This window comes from Trichococcus sp., from assembly GCF_049684335.1.
Lineage (GTDB): Bacteria > Bacillota > Bacilli > Lactobacillales > Aerococcaceae > Trichococcus.
In genome coordinates this window covers 316,156-334,058 of record NZ_JBAVFV010000012.1, presented here as the reverse complement: position 1 = coordinate 334,058, position 17,903 = coordinate 316,156, and the positions used below count along the sequence as shown (strand labels likewise).

The window sequence follows — 17,903 nt, the reverse complement described above, 5'->3', positions numbered from 1 at the left end:
CCAATGTCATTAACTTAAGCAACTTGACAACTATAAAAAAAGCGAGAATGCATTCAAATTATGCATCCTCGCTTTTTTTTATGATGAGATGATGATTTCCATTCCTCCTCTTTCTATTTCCCGTTATACTTAATGTAAAGAGGATGATTCATGTATCAAAAGGAGGGTTCAAAAATGACGGTCCAACTGACGGTATTTCAGGAATTTATTGAAGAAGCCCAAACTATTTATCTGGAAGATATCCGCGAAGGGAACCCACAAGCTTTTACCCGAAAAAGGAAAACGACCCCGCTCACTTTGATGCTTCAAATGTTTGCGCAAAAGGGGAACTCCCAATTTTGTGAACTCTTAAATTTCTACGATAATCGGAGGAAACCGCTCGACATTTCGACCGTCGCTTTTTATAAGGCCCGAATGAAATATAACCCCAAAGCTATCCGGTTGATGATGACTGACTACATGTCCATGATTTATGAAGAAAACGATGACCAATTGGTCAAGCTGAACGGCTACATTGTGACCGCGATAGACGGCTCTGACATCATCCTGCCCTCCACGGAGGAAAACGCCAAGAAATATGGTGTGGCTCCTAACCCCAAGGCATCTGCCAATCCGGTGATGGCCTCCGTCTCCCTGCTTTATGATTGTATCAACAAATTGGTGATTGACACGTTTGTCGGTCCGTACAAGAGCAGCGAGCGCGATTCGGCTTCGCAACATCTTCACGTATTGAAAGAAACGCTGCGGCAGCCGACCATTACCGTGTTTGATCGCGGCTATTTTTCGTTGCGTCTGGTCCATCAACTGATTCAGGACGGGCAGAAATTTGTGATGAGAATGGATCACCAGAAATTAAAACGCTATTCCAGTCAGCTGTCTGTCGGGCAAGATAAAACCTTTGAAGTCACCTTTGACAGATCCCAGACAGACGACTACCGGAATGACCGAATTTTCCGGGCGACCTTGATGAGCACGGTTTATCCCTTGCGGTTTATAAAAATTCCACTTCACAAGCAGGATAGCGAGAAGATAGAGGACGAAGTCCTTTTGACGAATCTAACACCCGCAGAATTTTCATCCGACGACTTGAATGAAGTGTACCGATTGAGATGGGGAATCGAAACTGCCTACAACGTACTGAAAAACCGGATGAAGTTAGAGGAGTTCAGTGGCATTCGGGAACGGCTGATTCTTCAGGACATTTATTGTAGTGTTTGGTTGTACAACCTGACAATGCTTCATTTAATCGAAGTGAGCGAAACAAGAACAATCCCCCAAGAGCGTTATAAATATGAAATGAAGCAAAATCTCAGCATCGCTATCGGAATCGTGAAAACCTATTTCATACGATCGTTCATGAGTGAAACACACGAACAACGGAGAGAAAGTTTTGAACAAATGAGTGCGCTGCTTACCAAGCACCTTGTCCCCGTCCGCCCACATAGGGCGGCCAGAAGGAAGACCCCGGTGAACAAATCCAGACGATCTTATCGTTACACATATTAACTTGGATTCCCTATAAAATTACAACGGGGATCATTTAAAGCTTGATAAATCAATGTTTTCCTGTTTAACCGCGTTATAATAATCCGGGAATGAAGTTATTAGGGCAACTTTCTTCATGGAGTTGCCTTGCTTCGTCGTGCTTTCGATTGTCAGAAAAGAAAGAGACAGTGGAAATGGGAGATAAATCCTCTCATTTCCACTGTCTCTTATTTGTCAATACCCTTAAGTTAATGACATTGCGAAAATGGGATGCTGCAGCAAATCAAGTCAGTTGGTTCAAGTAGTCATAACGTTCGAAGACGTCGGATTCGGTGATACCTACAAGCACGATGTCTTTATCCACAATATAATCGCCCGAGAAGGATACGTTCAGATGCTCTCCACGGTGTTGGCGAAGTCCGATGATATTGATATCGTATTTGTTGCGCAGATCCAAATCACCCAGTGTTCTGCCCACCCATTTTGCTGGAGGGTAGAATTCGATGATGGAGGTCTGTTCGTCCAAGTTCACCACGTCTTCAATGTTTGTGCGCAGGATATTTTTAGCGACGCGCATCCCGGTTTCCTTTTCAGGCAGGATGACCGTGTCGGCGCCGATCGCCTCCAAAACTTCACGATAATTTTTATTTTTGGCCTTTGCGATGATATGCTTGATGCCAAGCTTTTTGCAGTTCATGACGGCCAGCACACTTGCTTCCAATACTGTACCGGTAGCGATCACAACTACATCGCAGTCGGAGAGTCCGATCGATTCCAACAAGGCCAAATCCGTTACGTCTCCGATGATTCCTTTTGTGATGAATGGTTCCAAACGGTTTACGTTCTCAGGATCCTTATCGACGGCGATAACATCCGCATCGAATTCGCTCAGTGTTTTTGCGATTGTCGATCCGAAAATACCAAGACCCAAAATTCCAACCAATTTACTCATATTAATATACGCTCCTCTTTGCTATTATCCAATCAGGATATTTCCTTTAGAATATTCAACATCTTGAACCTTTTGCGTACGTTTTGCCAAACTGTCCAACAGCGTGATCGGGCCAATACGACCGGCGAACATCAAAAACATAAGGACCGCTTGACTCAGGCGACCTAATGTAGGCGTCAGGTTTGCGCTGACTCCAACTGTCGCAAGCGCTGAAATGGCTTCAAAAAGAATGTAAATGAAATCCACCTCAGGATTCAGGATACTCAACAGGCTAGTACCGAGAATCAATGTTCCCAAAAGTGCCAGAAAGATTGCGAAAGCCTGACGGACTTGTTGGCGACTGATCGTGTGGTTCGCGATATTCACATTGCTCTGCCCGCGCAACTCATTGTAGAGCGTAAGGAAGATGATTGCGAATGTCGTAGTTTTCAGACCGCCCGCGGTACCCCCTGGAGAACCACCTACAAACATAGTAATTACAAACCAGAAGAGTGTAAATGGATAAACGGTTGTGTAGTCGATAGTCGCGAATCCAGCAGTACGCATGGTGACGGTCTGGAAATAACCAGCCAAGAGTTTCTGAGGGAAAGTGAACGTCCCAATCGAGTTCGGGTTATTGTATTCAATAGCGACGAAAAATACGATCCCGACAAAAATGACGATCAGAGTGACACCAATGGCCAAGCGGCTGTGCAAGGACAGACCGCGGAAAAATACTTTCAGACTAGGTCTGCATTTTTTGCCCATGTAGCATTTCACGCTTTTTGATACATCGAACCAGACCGAGAAACCGATACCGCCCAAAATGATGAGCGAGGTGATGGCAAAATTCACCAGCGGATCATGGACGTAAGCAACCAGACTGACGTTTCCCAACGTATCGAATCCGGCATTACAGAATGCGGAAATTGTCAAGAACAGGGAAGTGAACAATCCGGATGGCCAGCCCAGTTCCGGCACAAAGCGGATAGAAAGCAGAAGGAAACCGGTCCCTTCGATGACGGCGGTATATTTCAGGATATCTGAAAGATATTCCCTGAATCCACGCGCATCGCCACGATTGATACCTTCTTGGACGGCCAAGCGGTTCCGCAGGCCCATCCTTCCTCTCAGACGCGTGATGACGGAAGCAATCAGGGTCATTAATCCCAAGCCTCCGATCTGCATCAGGACCATCCCAACAATCTGGCCGAAGATGGTATAGGAATCATGGACTGATTCGGTGAATAGCCCGGTCACGCATACCATAGAAACTGCCGTGAATAGGTTATCAAGATAAGTCGCATTTGATGTGGGTAATTGGCTGATAGGCAATGTCAATAACAGAGAGCCCGTAAAGATGACAAAGGCGAAGCTCGTTGCGATCTTTTGCGAAATAGACCAACCCGAAAATTTCTTTAACACAATGGTTCCAATTCTCCTCTCAAATAGCATGCGAATAGGATTTGTAACTTCATTATAATGCTACTGCATGATTAAGCAACTCAAAAGCATAAGAGTATCTTAAATCATTTACAGAAAAAAGCAACTGGTTTTCACGCCTTTTTCAGACGAAAATTGCACTTTCCTTCATATTATAATAAGACTGTACAACCATGTTGGTTAATAAAAAGACAAACGCAAAATCATAGACATGTTTTTATCAAAAAACTGTCAAAAAAAAGACGGTTGCGAAATCGCACTTGTTCCCATAGGATAGTAGATGAGAACAAAAAGGAGCGAAAAGCAATGAACATAAAAATCATCACGGTCGGAAAACTGAAGGAGAAGTATCTGAAGGAGGGCATCGCAGAATATACGAAGCGGCTGGGCAGCTATTGCAAGCTGCAGATCATAGAGGTCGGAGACGAAAAAGCGCCCGAAAACCTGAGCGATAAAGAGATGGAAATGATCAAGGATAAAGAGGGCGAAAAGATCCTCGCCAAAATCCCGGAACAGAGCTACGTTTTCGCGATGGCGATCCAAGGAAAACAATACGATTCGGTGGAATTCGCCAACGAAATCGACAAACTCGGCACCTCAGGCAAAAGCGACATCGTCTTCATCATCGGCGGCTCGCTCGGCCTCAGCCAAGCCGTCCTGTCCCGCGCCAACCAACACATCTCCTTCGGCAAACTGACCTACCCGCACCAACTCATGCGCCTCGTGCTTGTCGAACAGATCTACCGCGCTTTCCGGATTATCCATGGGCATGCGTACCATAAATGAGGTCATTTTTTTGAAGGAAATGGCGGTTTGACGGCATTCCTGAGTGAGCTACAGAAATGGCTAAAAAAAGAGAATAGAACCGAAAAAGCGGAAAGCCTATGACGACGGGCTTTCCGCTTAATTTTTGCTTTCCGGATCATCTAAGGCTGTAACACGTATGTAATGTTTGTAGAGGGGGATTTTTTTACACCATAAAATGCGCGCTGTATAATGAACGTGTGAAGCAGTGTTCGTTTCTATTATGAGTCAACTGGCATATAAGAACTGGATTAATGGCAGGTACTAAGCAAAGAGTTTCGGAAGAGGGGAGTAAAAATGAAAGCATTAAAGAATCTTGGAATTGATAAGCTTTTGGAAAATGCACTTAAGAAGAAAGATTTTGCTGAAGGTTTTACTATCGGTCGTGCTATTGGTTTGGTTCAAGGTGCAAATGCTCTTGCGGATAAAATATCTCCTATTGTAGCAAAATTACTCAGAAACGGATCTCCTGAAGGTGGACAACTTATGAATATAATTAAAGAAGTAAGAAAATTAGGAAAATAACTTTAATAACTTTCCAGTAAAAAATTTAGCGCTAAGTTATTAATAAACCGCTTTATAAATATATATTATATCCATGAACCATCAGACAATTAAGAAGGCCAAGATTCCCTATGCGGATCTTGGTCTTTTCTTTTTGTCTGAAATTAAAAGGGAAGAGGAATGAACTATGTTTGAATCAAAAAATAATCGCTACGTAACCAGAAGTGTGAATGATTCAGTACCAATAGAAATACAATTTTTTCTGTGATCCTTAATAGACGAGCAAGTACAGAAAGGAAATACATTGGACTATTTTCAAAAATTTGAGTTGAAGGCAATCGAAGCAGGTCAGGAGATACTGCATAGTCAAGAGGTTCCGCAGTGGAGTCAAATAACAATAATGGCGATTCCGAGTGAATGCTGCATCACTAAAACCATCTGGGTAATCGACAGCTATGATTACCAAACAATGCTCTTTCCAGAAGACTACTAATCAGAAAAGGGGAATTCAAAATGAAAAATGAATACACTAACCAAACGAAACCACACACGATTGAAGAACTAGCCCTTACAGCAGCCAAACGGGTGGATATCGTGAAAATCCAGATGGTGAAAGACAAATCCTTACTGTACAAGTACCGTGCCATCAGCTGCCCGAACGATGCCTACCAATTGATGCGCCAGTTTTTGGGGGATGTAGATCGTGAATACCTGATTGTGCTGTGTTTGAATACTAAAAACGAGCCTACAAACATAAATTGCTGTCATATCGGTAGTATCAACTCATCCATTGCGCATCCACGCGAAATATTTAAGACGGCTATACTCTCCAATTCAGCCCGCATCATGGTAGGTCACACGCATCCAAGCGGGAATCCGGAACCATCTGAAGCCGATCTTGTAATGACAGCAAGACTAACTGATGCAGGGGAGCTGTTGGGTATAGATGTGCTGGACCACATCATATTGGGCGATGATGATTTCGTATCGTTGAAAACTGGCGGGTACATGTAAATATGGTCGGTGATGAAAAATTCCGATAGAAACATTCTTATTTTTGCAAAGACATTGTGAGCCTTGCTTGAGGACTGCGTGTCTGACGGTAAGTGAAAGGGGAGATAAGTCATGGACAAACTACAGTATGTAATGGATCTGATGCACAGGGATTTTGGTTGTTCCACAAACAGCGTTGATTACGCTGCTGAGAGCGTTCTGCTGTTCAGCGATGAACTTGATACGAATCTTTTGCCGGATTTTTTCGATGAAATCAATACCGAAAAGGAAGTTCTTGTACATTACTACGCCGTCGACGAATATATTGTGTACATCATTACTGATGCAACTAACGGAGAATGGAAGCTGCTGGGTGTGCTCAAAGATAATAAGCTTACTTTTCATAAAGCGTTTGTTTAAAGGAGGAGAAGCAGCGTGGATAGCGATTTGCTGCTCGTAGTATTGGAAGGGTTAAAAGTCATCGCCAATCTACTCAAGGCTGATAGCGGAAAGGACTGAAAAGATGGGATTGCTTTTTAGAATTGTTGTTTCAGTTTCAATAATTGTCATAGAAGAAGTAATAAAAGGAAAGAAGGTGGTTTGATGGTTAAGCAGATTTCGGCTGCAATAAAAGTAGAGGTGACTGAATCAGATGATGCTAAACATCGCTATGTCCTTTACAAGGAATGGGACAAGGATAAACCAACGTGTACCATAATAACTCTATATCCCGGTTCAGCTGAACTTGTGATTACTGATACAACACAAATGTTAATCACGAATCATTTGTATAAAATGGGATACGGATCTTTTTACTCTGTCAACCTATTTTCGAAGGTGGGTATCTCAGCTAGAGGGATGAAAGCATTTGCGAATGCAACCAATAAAACGAACGATGACACTATTTTGGATTGTGTAGGGAAAAGCAAAACGGTAATCTTCGGATGGGGAAGCTTGCCGGATAAAAATAAGGTTGTGAAGCAACGTGTGGAGAGACTGATTTCTAAATTAGATCAGTCTCCCGCGATGTGCGTTTACATAGGGGATGAAGACGTTGGGAAAATGTGCCATCCGTTGTCTCCGAATGTCAGGAAATCGTGGAACATATTCCCAATAAATTAAGGATACCCAATACAAGTAAGTAAATCGAGTGTAAATCATTAATTAAGGAAGAATCGATGTACTAACTGCAAAATCCTTGTATAATAAGTTTATATTATTGTGCAAGGATGTGGGTTTAAAATGAAGATAATTGATTTGTATGATTTTTCACTGTATTTAAGACCTAAGAATGAACCTGGAGAAAATAAGCGAATGTTACGTTTGGGTTCTGAAATGAGAGAAAATAATGTAAAATATATGCACAGATTACTACTGGATGCTGTAACGCTCGTCTCTTGTACTCCTACAGGGAAAAGTATGATAGATGAGGAAGAAGATTATATATGGCGATCATTAGGACCGATATGGATTAGGCAGATGGAAGATGGAAATTCATACCGAAGTGCAGGTTTTGACGATAAGGTGTTTTCTGATTATCGGCATAGGGCAATTCATTCCAGACCACTAGCTATTGCTATACTGATTCTTATGTCATATCATCCGATGTATGCCTATCAAAAAAACAATGCTAATAAGGAGAAACTTACATATACAAGTTTGTTGAGCGATTTACTGAAAATACTTGGACGAGATAAGCAAGTTAATGTGGCAAATCATGATAAAGTAGCTGTCATCAACCAAACTCCACTGCAAGTATTATCAGACTTTCTATTTTTTTGTGTGTTACAAAACACTTTGAAGTGTTTAAGAGAAAGTGCTGGAAAAGAAAATTTCGGTGCATTAATCAATAATTTGGTGGGCAATATCAAAGTGTATCATTTAAATTTTGTGGGCCATTTTGAAATTGAAAGCTCTCTATTACTATCTAATTTTCTAGATGATATAGAGAGCCACAACTTCGAAGGGACAGATTGGAAGAAGACTAGGAAAAAAAGGTATGAAATGCTCAGCCAATTACTTAGAGATCTAACTTTAGAAGATCTTGAAAAAATAGAGGGTGTTTTCAATGAACTTTTTCGATTCAATGCAAGTCCGACATTGGAAATGGAACTGAAGAATGAAATGATTAATTTATCTAGTTTTATTCCAGATCTAGATAAAGATAGACTTGATAAGGAATTGAATCCTCTCAAGAATATTTCAAATTATATGCATATAGTAGCTGGAGGCAATAAAAGTGATAAAAGTTTAGCTGAATTCATTGCTGAGACTTTTTGGAGATAAAATATAATCACCTTTACGATCCTTACATAAAATGGTTGTATTCGTAAAAAAATAAAATTATTAAAAGAGCAAAAATAATTCAGTTCTTTTTCGTAATATTTATCGTTTGTAAAGTGAACGAATTCAATATGAAACCAAAACCGTTTGTCGATTTTTCTATATAATGAAGAAAAAAAAGAATTTTTATTTTTTTGTTTGTAACTATATTTAGTTCTTTTGTGGATATTACCTTCTACAGATCGCAAAGAAGCTTGCTACAGGTAGCACGCTTCTTTGCGCTTTTTTGTTTTGTCTATTTTTTCCTTATAACTTATAACATTTAAAGTTGTTACGGTGAATACTAAATCCTAGAAATCAAATATTATTAAGGCAAGCTAAACCGCTGGCCAGTGTGAGCTTAGTAGAAACCGTCACTTTAGGCACATAAGCAGGAGGAAAACAACTATGACAACAATTAATATTAAACAACTTACAGGCGGCAACGCTCGGATGCACGCTATCGCTAAAGTATTGGAAGTAAAAGAGTCGGACAACGCTAACCAAAATCTGATCATCACCTTCCAAATTGAAGAACGATTGTCATCATACGTGATTTCAGGTCTGGATTCACTATACCAAGCATACTTCCCTGGTATAACATCTGTAGCGAGAACGCCATACAACTATGATCGATTAATTGAATCGCTGGGTGATGGAATTCGCATTGCGAATGATGGCTCTATCGATCTCCGTCAAATAATCGGCAGAACGTTTATCATTACGATAGTGGAGCAAACATCTCCCAATGGTGATTACACATTCAAAAATTTGTGGAATCTAATTGAATATCCGGTGCAAGATGATCCATATTCTTGGCCATCTTCTGATGGTGGCGTTAATTTTGATGAGTCCTTATACCACTTAGAGCCACACACTGAACGCGAAGAATTTGAGCTGCCGGATATGGGGTATGGGGAATCTTTTAATGGATAGAGATGAGTTGACGCCTACACCTACGCATAATTCTTCAAGGCTGTTGTTCGGACGATTTTGCATCGACAGAGAAGAAGGAATCTTGGTTCGCGGTAAAGAAACCGATAAATACATGAAAATAGCCGATTTTGCACGGGTAAAAAGCATTCGGGTTGACCGAACTACTGGGGTTGAATCCCTCGAGCTGGAATACCGAAGAGTTAGTACGCAGAAAACTGAAACGCAGTGGATTTCTAGTGATCAGCTAACAAGCCAGAGAAGCGAACAACTTATACAGTATGGTCTCGATATAACAATGGCCAATAAGCGTCAAGTTACGGAAGCTCTGTTGGCAAGTAGAGCGCATGCTCAGGTGGAAAACGTTTTTAATCAGTTTGGGTGGGGGAGAACTGGCGACGAGCCGGTTTTCTTCCATGCCAAAGCAATCCCAGAAAGAGGATACGCTTTGTCAGAAAGTGCAAAGTTAAATGTATTTCCAAAAGGGTCTCTGAAAGCGTGGCTGAACATGTACCGCACACATATTCAAGGACACATTCCATTGGAATTGGCAGTTGTGCTTGGGTGTACAGCCCCCATTGTCGCATATCTCGAGTCGAAACATACTGACTTAAAGACCCTTTTCATTGCTTTAAACGGACAATCCTCAAGCGGAAAAACGACGGCGGCCATGTTGGCATTAAGTGTTGCGGGTGCACCGAGCTCCACGAATAAGGGGTTGCTCAAATCTTGGAATGCGACCATCAACTCCATGATGAGCGCTTTGGATGGCGTAAACGGCATCCCGATCTGCTTCGACGAGCTTTCTCAGTCGCGGACTGTTGACTTAACGGCGTTGTTGTATTCTTTAGCAGAAGGCAAGCAGAAGGATCGGTCCACAAAAGATGGTGGTTTACGCGAAAGTGCACATTGGTCAACGGTCATTCTATCAACAGGCGAGTTGTCGATCTTCAATAGGCTGGCAAATAACCTCGGACTCCGAGTAAGGATCTTAGAGTTCTCCCACGTTCAATGGACCAGAGATGCAGCACAATCGGAGAACATCAAAAGCGCTATTTCAAGCCATTACGGGAATCTACTGCCCCATTTTGTTACTCGCCTGTTCGAAGTAGGGCTTCATTCAATTGATGAAGAGTTTGAACGTCAACGGAAATTGTTGCTCGAACAAATGCCTGCTTCAGATACGACGCGTCGGGTTTCAATAAAACTTGCAGCTATAATGGCTACTGCAGCGTTGTTAGTAGCTCATACTGGAATTGAAATCAATGTCGATGCTCTCCGAGTGATGTTGCTTGATAACGACAAGGACAATTTCGATGATCGCGATCATGGTACAAAAGCTTTCGATGATGTGTTGCAATATTTGGTTGAGCATCAGGCGAAACTTGTCCGGGATAATCAGGGACGTATACCTTACGAAGTGATAGGGCTAATTTCGACGAAGCGATCAGCTAATTTTGAAACTGAAATCGTTGTTTCCATACTGAAATCACACTTCGAGCCCATGATGACAGAGCTTAAATACCAGGATGCTAAAGTAATTCTGAAAGATTGGGCAAAAAAGGGTCTGCTCGTTACCGAGTCAGGAAGGCAAACGGTGAGAAAAAATCTGGATGTTGAAGGGAACGGCAGGAAGAAAACCCCGCTGTACAGCATAGTCGTTCCTCGAGAGTACCATCATCTTTTCGTAGATACCCCATCTCTGATGCTTCCATCGACGGGAATATCTTACTCCTTTAGGCCAGATGATTTTTCCGAGGAAGAACACTGTGTAGGCAATCCCGCCGATGAGATCGAATAAATACGTAATGAAGGAGAAGAGGACAATGACTGAAGACGTGGATGTGTTTGTTGATGTCGTAGCGGAGCAATTACTTGCTCTTTGGCATCATTTGGACCATGTAGAAGAAATGAAGATGTAGCAGCTAATGGTTTGATTTCAATTGAAGGAGAGTGATGGATGCCCCGCTAGTAAGTAGCGAGGGCATCTTATACTATGAAAAGTAAAGCAATCGGATATGTAAGGCAATCAACCACGAAACAAGCTAGTCTTGCTTGGCAGGAAGACATCATCCGCAGTGAAGCCGACAAACGAAGCCACCGATTGGAACGCATTTTTTACGATAAGGCGAGCGGGGGGAATAGTGAGCGTATGGGCTTTTCTTTAATGAAAGAATGCATTGCAACCAAAGCGGTTGATTTTTTGTACGTGTGGCGTCTAGACCGAATCAGTCGAAACGTTTCTGATTTGCTGGACCTGTACGATTTCTGCATCCAGTACAATGTAACCATCATCAGCATTTCCGATCCGATCACTGCAACAGGTGATTCCATGGCCAGATTTCAGATTTCTGTGGTGGGCAGTGTCGCGCAACTCCAAAGGGAACTGATTTCGGAGAATCAGCGAATTGGGCTCCGAAAAAAACATGAAATGGGTTTCCATTTGTCAGCGCGTGTTCCTTTTGGCTACCGATACTATACGAAGGATAAGATAATGATCCTAGATGATGAAGCTGAAACGGTTAGAACGGTCTACGATCTGTACATAAATGGCAACGGCTATAAAAAAATTTGCTCCCGGCTCTCTTCAAAAGGAGTATTGTCTCGTGGTAACCCATTCAAGGTGCACAATGTAAGGAATATCCTCACGAATCCGTTCTACTCTGGTTACATCGAAAATGAATTTGGTCGAGTGCAGGGAAGCCATCCCCCGATTGTAACATCGGAGATGCAGGATGCTGTTCAACAAATTCAGAAATCTAGGCGTGTGGTGAAGAAAGATTTTCGGCGGAATCTGCTGCAAAAGAAAATTAAATGCCCCTATTGCGGTAACAACCTTTCCATCCACATCGTGAGCCCCAACCAAAAAAGTAGGAGATACAAAAAGTTGTACTACTACGGCTGCTCCTCAAATAGCTCAAACGGAAAAGTTGGCTGTGAGGGAATCCATCTGAGAGCTGAGAAGACAGAACTACAGGTAGTGACTGCAGTAGCGGCCTTTTTAAACGATAAAGAACGATTAGAGCGGATTCAAAGTAAGCTACAACAAAAATTCGCAGAAAAAAAAGAAAAACACGCCAAAAAATTAGGAAGTATCGAGAGCCGAAAACAGACAGCATTGGAGGCTTTTGAAAGAGGCACGTTTTCAGCTAAACAACTAGCGGATGAGTTGAAGCGGTTAAACCAGTACAAATCAGAGGATGAAGCTGTCCAGCCGAAAGATGAGGTTCCTGATACGGTCCACTTAAAAGAGTTGACCGAACGAATAGTGAACTTGGGAATTGTACAACAGATGCCGACTGTGCAACAATACCAGTTTTTTCAGGAAGTCATTGATCGGATTGAAATAGACAACCAAAAGAGAGTACTTGGCATTTACCTAAAAGGATGGAAGACAAACATTTTGTAAGAAAAAGGAGTGAGGGCATGGAACAACTACTGATGAACAGTACACCTTCGCAAACGTTCCGGAAGAAGCGCTGTGTAGGGTACGCGCGTGTTAGTACGCAGGAGCAAGCGGAAGAAGGCTACTCCATTGATGCACAAATCCAAACGATTCAAGAGTACTGCCAACGAGAGAACATGGAATGCGTTGGAGTGTATGTCGATCGAGGCAAGAGTGGGAAGAACATTAAAGGGCGTCCGGAGATGCAGCAACTTCTTCAAGATGCCGAGAATGGAGACTTCGAGGCCGTGGTCGTGTGGAAGATAAGCCGAGTTGCCCGAAACCTGATGAATCTGTTGGAAATCGTGAACGTCTTACAGAAACAAGACATTGCTTTTTACAGCATAAGCGAGAAGTTTCAGGTGGATACGACCACTGGACGCTTCATGTTGCAGATAATGGCATCCGTGAACGAATTGGAACGCAACCAGATTGCGGAGAACGTGAAGCTCGGCATGACCAAAAGGGCTTTCGATGGCGGTTGGAATGGTGGCCGAATCTTGGGGTACGATAACGTAGAAAACGAAAACGGCAAAAAAGTTCTTCAAGTTAACAAGGAAGAGGCTAACCTGATCCGCTTGATTTTTCAAGAGGCGGCTACTGGAAAGGGGTACCGGGCAATAGCAAACAGCTTCAATCGGTCAGGGTACAAGACCAAACAAGGGAACCCGTTTAGTACGATTGCGGTCAAAGACATTCTTTACAACCAGACCTACATAGGCAAAATCCAATACAATAAATACGAAAAGTGGGCGGACAAACGTAGGAAGGGGCTCAGTGAGAATGCTTTCGTTGTCGAGGGACAGCATGAAGCCATTGTGGATGAGGCGCTGTGGCAAAAGGTTCAGCTGAAGTTGAAGGCCAGCAGTAAGCATCCCTCTTGGAACAAAACTGGCACCAGTGTTCTGACAGGGCTGATTCGATGTCCTGAATGCGGCTCTTCGATGGTGATAAACAATGTCTACAACAAGTTGAAGGATGGAACAAAGAAAAAGATCCGATACTACAGCTGCAGCCAGTTCCGCAACAAAGGAGCCTCTGTGTGCCATGCTAATAGCATCCAAGCTGAGCTAGCCGAAAGAAAGGTCGCCGAAAAGCTAAAGGAAGTTGTGGCACAACCCGAAGTCTTGAAAAAAGTAGTGGAACGAATGAACCAACAGCTGAAGGATCGAGAAAAACCTGTAAAAACGGAATTGGACCGGATCAAGGTGGAAATCGCACAAAAAGGAAGTAGTACCGAGAAGCTTTTGGATTTGATGCTTGAAGCGCCTGAAATAGCGACGGATCTGAATAAGCGGATCAAACAACTGGAACAAGAGAAGCAGACACTTGTGCAAAAGGAACGGCAACTGCACAGGGAGCTAAGTAGGGATGCCCAAAGTGTCTCCTTGGAAGAAGCGAAAAGAACACTTGAGCACCTCGGTAGAAGCATTGACGGCAAACAAAACAAAGAACTGAAAGAAATCTACAAAGTGTTCATCGAAAAGATTACGTTCGATAAGAATAGTAAAGAAGTGACGCTCCATCTGGTGTTTAGCCAGGACTTCGTCAGAAAACTGAATCACGCCACTGAAAAAGAGTCATCGCCTTCCGAAGGTGATGGCTCTTTTGTTTTGGCTCAGGAGTTTTGTCTGATACTGTGAAGGCATGGAGAACCTACGACAATCGGGAGTTGCTGAATGTCCAGTCTTTCCGATCTGGCTGGCCGTAGGACTTTGCTTTCCCACTTGACTTAGTCGCAGGTGATACCCAGATGGTGGTGAGGAAACCCTAGCTCTTCAGCCTCTCCTGAATGAGGAAATCCCTTAGCTTCCCAGCCGCCCCCAAGCGTGCGGGAAGCAAACGGGGATGACAAGATTCAATAAAGATAAGTAACTAACACATATAAACTATAATAATCCCGTTTTCCCATAAAATTAATGTTAGTTTTACAAAAGAGCATACCGCCAAGGCAAATGAAAAGAGCAGCTCTAACCGCTAAAATTAACGGGAAAACGGGGAATTCGCTATAGATAAGGAAAGCGTGCGGGCTAGGAGACCGGGCACAGGGGACGGAAAAGGGCAGTTGATTTCGAAATACAAAGGAATCAAACCACCGGAAGGGTCCTATTTTTTTTTGTTCCAGTAGATTCGGCATCAGAACACGCCTTGGGGCAAGAATTACATTGAATAACTGACGGAATATTGAGATAATGAAAAAAAGACAATCAGGCGACATTGCGTACCGGAGGAGAAGGGATAGAATGGGCTATCAGAGTGAATCAGCATTAGAAAATAAACTAATCGAACAACTAGTCTCGAAGGGCTACCAATGGGTTCCGGAAGTGAAAAGCGAAGCAACGATGATTGCGAACTTCCGCACCATTCTAGAAACACGAAACAGCGCCAACATAGGGGATGAACCCCTGACTGATAAAGAATTCGACCGTCTAATGACACAAATCAACGGCAAAAGCATCTTCGACAGTGCCAAAATCCTGCGGGACAAAGTACTTCTCAAGCGCGACAACGGCAAGAACCTCTACCTGGAGCTCTTCAACACGAAGGAATGGTGCAAGAACACTTTCCAGATCACCAATCAAATCAGCATGGAGGGGAAATACGCCAACCGCTACGATGTGACTATCCTGATCAACGGTCTGCCGCTCGTGCAAGTAGAACTGAAACGAAGCGGCGTAGACATGACGGAAGCATTCAACCAAATCATGCGCTACCGGAAACATACTTACACCGGACTTTTCCGCTACATCCAAGTTTTCGTCATCAGCAACAGTCAGGAAACCCGCTACTTCTCCAACAGTGACGGGGAAATCCTGAAGAGTCAGATGTTCTACTGGTCCGATGTGGACAACAACCGGATCAATCTATTGAATGAATTTGCGGACAGTTTCATGGAGAAATGCCATTTGGCGAAGATGCTGGCCCGCTACATGGTACTGAACGAAACGGACAAAATCCTCATGGTGATGCGTCCCTATCAAGTCTATGCAGTGGAAGCATTGGTTCGGCAAGCATTGGAAACACGGAACAACGGCTACATCTGGCATACGACAGGTAGCGGAAAGACACTGACCTCATTCAAGGCCAGCCAGATCATCGCACAGGAGGAAGGCATCGAAAAAGTGTTCTTCCTAGTGGACAGAAGGGATTTAGATTCCCAAACGTTGGCGGAGTTCAACAAATTTGAAGCGGATTCGGTAGACATGACCGACAATACCTACACACTGTTGAAGCAGATGGGGGACAAGACTAAACCGTTGATTCTGACCACCATCCAAAAGATGGCTAATGCCATTAAATCTGGCCGCAAGGTAATCGATAGCTACAGGGAAGACCGTGTTGTCTTCATCATTGACGAATGCCACCGGACCCAATTTGGCGAGATGCACAAGCTGATTCATAAGCACTTCAAGAATGCCCAGTATTTCGGCTTCACGGGGACCCCTCGTTTTCCGGAGAACCCTAGTCAAGACGGCCGGGTGACTGCAGACATTTTCCAGAAACCTCTTCACAATTACCTCATCAAGGATGCCATCCGGGATGAAAACGTGTTGGGCTTCTCAGTGGAATACATCAGCACTTTCCGCGGCCAGTTCGATGAAGAGGATCAAGAACGTGTTGCGGGAATCAACAAAAATGAAGTATGGATGGCAGATAAACGGCTGGAGGACATCACCCAGCATATCCTGAAAAATCACCGCAAGAAGACCAAAGACCAACAATACACCGCCATCTTCACCGTCCAAAGCATCAAGATGGCGATCAAATACTATGACATGTTCAAGCAATATGCGGAAGGCATTACCGTGGCCAGCATCTTCACCTATGGCGCGAACGAGCCCGGCAATGAAGACATCACAACGGAGCACTCAAGGGACAGCCTGGAACGGATCATGAAAGACTACAATGAAACTTTCAACACAAATTTCGCTACGGATAATTTCAGCGGCTACTTTGCGGATGTGTCCAAACGCATCAAGAAAGGCGTTTCAGGCGAAAAACTGGACATCCTCATCGTGGTGGACATGTTCCTGACGGGCTTCGACAGTAAACCGCTCAACACCTTGTACGTGGACCGGAATCTGAAATACCACACCTTGTTGCAAGCTTACTCACGGACGAATCGGATCGAAAAGGAAACCAAACCCTACGGGAATATCGTGTGCTACCGCAACCTGAAGTACCAAACCGATGAATCCATCAAACTTTACTCACAGACGAATGACACCGATACCGTCCTGATGGCGAGCTATGGGGAATACTTAGCCGAATTCCGTACCGCGTTGGCGTCCTTACTGCAGCTTTCCCCAACACCCGAATCGGTCGATCAACTGGAATCCGAAGAGGATCAGTATCAATTTGTGGTACTCTTTAGGGAACTGTCAAAACTACTTTTGAAGATGCGGACGTTCGATGAATTTGAGTTTTCGGAAGACACCCTTGGGATAGTGGAACAGAACTACCAAGACTTCAAGAGCAAATATTTTGCCATCTACGAAAAGGTGAAAAAGAAAACAAAGGGGGAAGAAGTTTCTATCCTCGACAACATCGACTTTTCGATAGAAGTCATCCAAACAGACACCATCAATGTCAGCTATATCCTGAACCTCATCCGCAACATCAATTTGGAGGACGATGAAGAGCGTGACAAAAACGTGGCAACTATTCATCGTCTGTTGAACCAGGCAGACAATGAAGACCTGCGCCTGAAAGCGGATCTAATCCGCAAGTTCCTGGATACGGTGGTGCCAGCGCTTGAAAAGGACAGCAACGTTGATGAAGCTTACAACGCATTCGAAGAAGAGGAACGTGAAGGGGAAATCAATGATTTTGCCCAAGACGTGGAACTTCAACCCGCGGTCGTGAATGAATTTCTGGCGGAATACGAATACAGCGGCAGTTTGAACCGGGAACGGGTATCCAACCAAATCAGCGGAGGGCTCATCAAAAAGCGTAGGAAAATCGATCGTGTTTTTGATTTTGTCTTAGAAAACACACGTAAATTTATGTCAGTATAAGAGAGAAAAACGAAAAAGGGAGACT

The 17,903-nt window shown here is 43.4% G+C and carries 15 protein-coding genes; 13 read left to right on the top strand and 2 right to left on the bottom strand.

The genetic code is table 11. From position 1 onward, the window contains the following. The first annotated feature begins 150 nt into the window (after window positions 1–150). Complete coding sequence (locus WBM30_RS03625; RefSeq protein ID WP_424899414.1) at window positions 151–1,506, top strand: IS4 family transposase; 1,356 nt, start codon at window positions 151–153, stop codon at window positions 1,504–1,506. A gap of 262 nt (window positions 1,507–1,768) precedes the next feature. Here the strand turns inward: WBM30_RS03625 and WBM30_RS03620 are convergent, their stop codons facing one another. Both WBM30_RS03620 and WBM30_RS03615 read right to left on the bottom strand, forming a co-directional pair. Further along, a complete protein-coding gene (locus WBM30_RS03620; protein ID WP_424899413.1) occupies window positions 1,769–2,437 on the bottom strand; it encodes a potassium channel family protein in 669 nt (222 codons plus the stop codon). A 24-nt stretch (window positions 2,438–2,461) separates the two neighbouring features. After that, window positions 2,462–3,871, bottom strand: coding sequence for a TrkH family potassium uptake protein (locus WBM30_RS03615; RefSeq protein ID WP_424899412.1), 1,410 nt, complete (start codon window positions 3,869–3,871; stop codon window positions 2,462–2,464). A gap of 294 nt (window positions 3,872–4,165) precedes the next feature. Here WBM30_RS03615 and rlmH point away from each other — a divergent pair, with 294 nt between their 5' ends. From rlmH to WBM30_RS03555, 12 genes are all read left to right on the top strand, one after another. After that, complete coding sequence (rlmH, locus tag WBM30_RS03610; protein WP_319468006.1) at window positions 4,166–4,645, top strand: 23S rRNA (pseudouridine(1915)-N(3))-methyltransferase RlmH; 480 nt, start codon at window positions 4,166–4,168, stop codon at window positions 4,643–4,645. A gap of 315 nt (window positions 4,646–4,960) precedes the next feature. Continuing rightward, entirely contained in the window at window positions 4,961–5,188 is a 228-nt protein-coding gene (locus tag WBM30_RS03605) for a hypothetical protein (RefSeq protein WP_424899411.1), read from the top strand. A 253-nt stretch (window positions 5,189–5,441) separates the two neighbouring features. Then, window positions 5,442–5,660 carry a DUF960 family protein gene (locus WBM30_RS03600; RefSeq protein WP_424899423.1) on the top strand — a complete coding sequence of 73 codons (219 nt, stop codon included), beginning with the start codon at window positions 5,442–5,444 and terminating at the stop codon, window positions 5,658–5,660. Between the two features lie 20 nt (window positions 5,661–5,680). Then, window positions 5,681–6,181, top strand: coding sequence for a JAB domain-containing protein (locus WBM30_RS03595; protein WP_424899410.1), 501 nt, complete (start codon window positions 5,681–5,683; stop codon window positions 6,179–6,181). 111 nt (window positions 6,182–6,292) lie between these two features. Then, window positions 6,293–6,580 (top strand): hypothetical protein, encoded by a 288-nt coding sequence (locus WBM30_RS03590; RefSeq protein ID WP_424899409.1) that lies wholly within the window; start codon window positions 6,293–6,295, stop codon window positions 6,578–6,580. 183 nt (window positions 6,581–6,763) lie between these two features. After that, window positions 6,764–7,282, top strand: a complete 519-nt coding sequence (locus tag WBM30_RS03585) for a DUF1643 domain-containing protein (RefSeq protein ID WP_106449915.1) — start codon at window positions 6,764–6,766, stop codon at window positions 7,280–7,282. Window positions 7,283–7,402: 120 nt separating this feature from the next. After that, window positions 7,403–8,446 carry a hypothetical protein gene (locus tag WBM30_RS03580; RefSeq protein WP_424899408.1) on the top strand — a complete coding sequence of 348 codons (1,044 nt, stop codon included), beginning with the start codon at window positions 7,403–7,405 and terminating at the stop codon, window positions 8,444–8,446. Window positions 8,447–8,890: 444 nt separating this feature from the next. Continuing rightward, window positions 8,891–9,418: a hypothetical protein gene (locus WBM30_RS03575; RefSeq protein WP_106449913.1), complete on the top strand. Its 528-nt coding sequence runs from the start codon at window positions 8,891–8,893 to the stop codon at window positions 9,416–9,418. Next, window positions 9,411–11,216, top strand: a complete 1,806-nt coding sequence (locus WBM30_RS03570; protein WP_424899407.1) for a DUF927 domain-containing protein — start codon at window positions 9,411–9,413, stop codon at window positions 11,214–11,216. Before WBM30_RS03575 ends, WBM30_RS03570 begins: the two co-directional genes overlap by 8 nt. Window positions 11,217–11,411: 195 nt before the next feature. Then, window positions 11,412–12,824 (top strand): recombinase family protein, encoded by a 1,413-nt coding sequence (locus tag WBM30_RS03565; protein WP_424899406.1) that lies wholly within the window; start codon window positions 11,412–11,414, stop codon window positions 12,822–12,824. A gap of 17 nt (window positions 12,825–12,841) precedes the next feature. Beyond that, complete coding sequence (locus tag WBM30_RS03560) at window positions 12,842–14,503, top strand: recombinase family protein (RefSeq protein WP_424899405.1); 1,662 nt, start codon at window positions 12,842–12,844, stop codon at window positions 14,501–14,503. A gap of 549 nt (window positions 14,504–15,052) precedes the next feature. Continuing rightward, on the top strand, window positions 15,053–17,878 hold the full coding sequence (locus tag WBM30_RS03555; protein ID WP_424899404.1) for a type I restriction endonuclease subunit R: 2,826 nt from the start codon (window positions 15,053–15,055) through the stop codon (window positions 17,876–17,878). Window positions 17,879–17,903 lie beyond the last annotated feature (25 nt).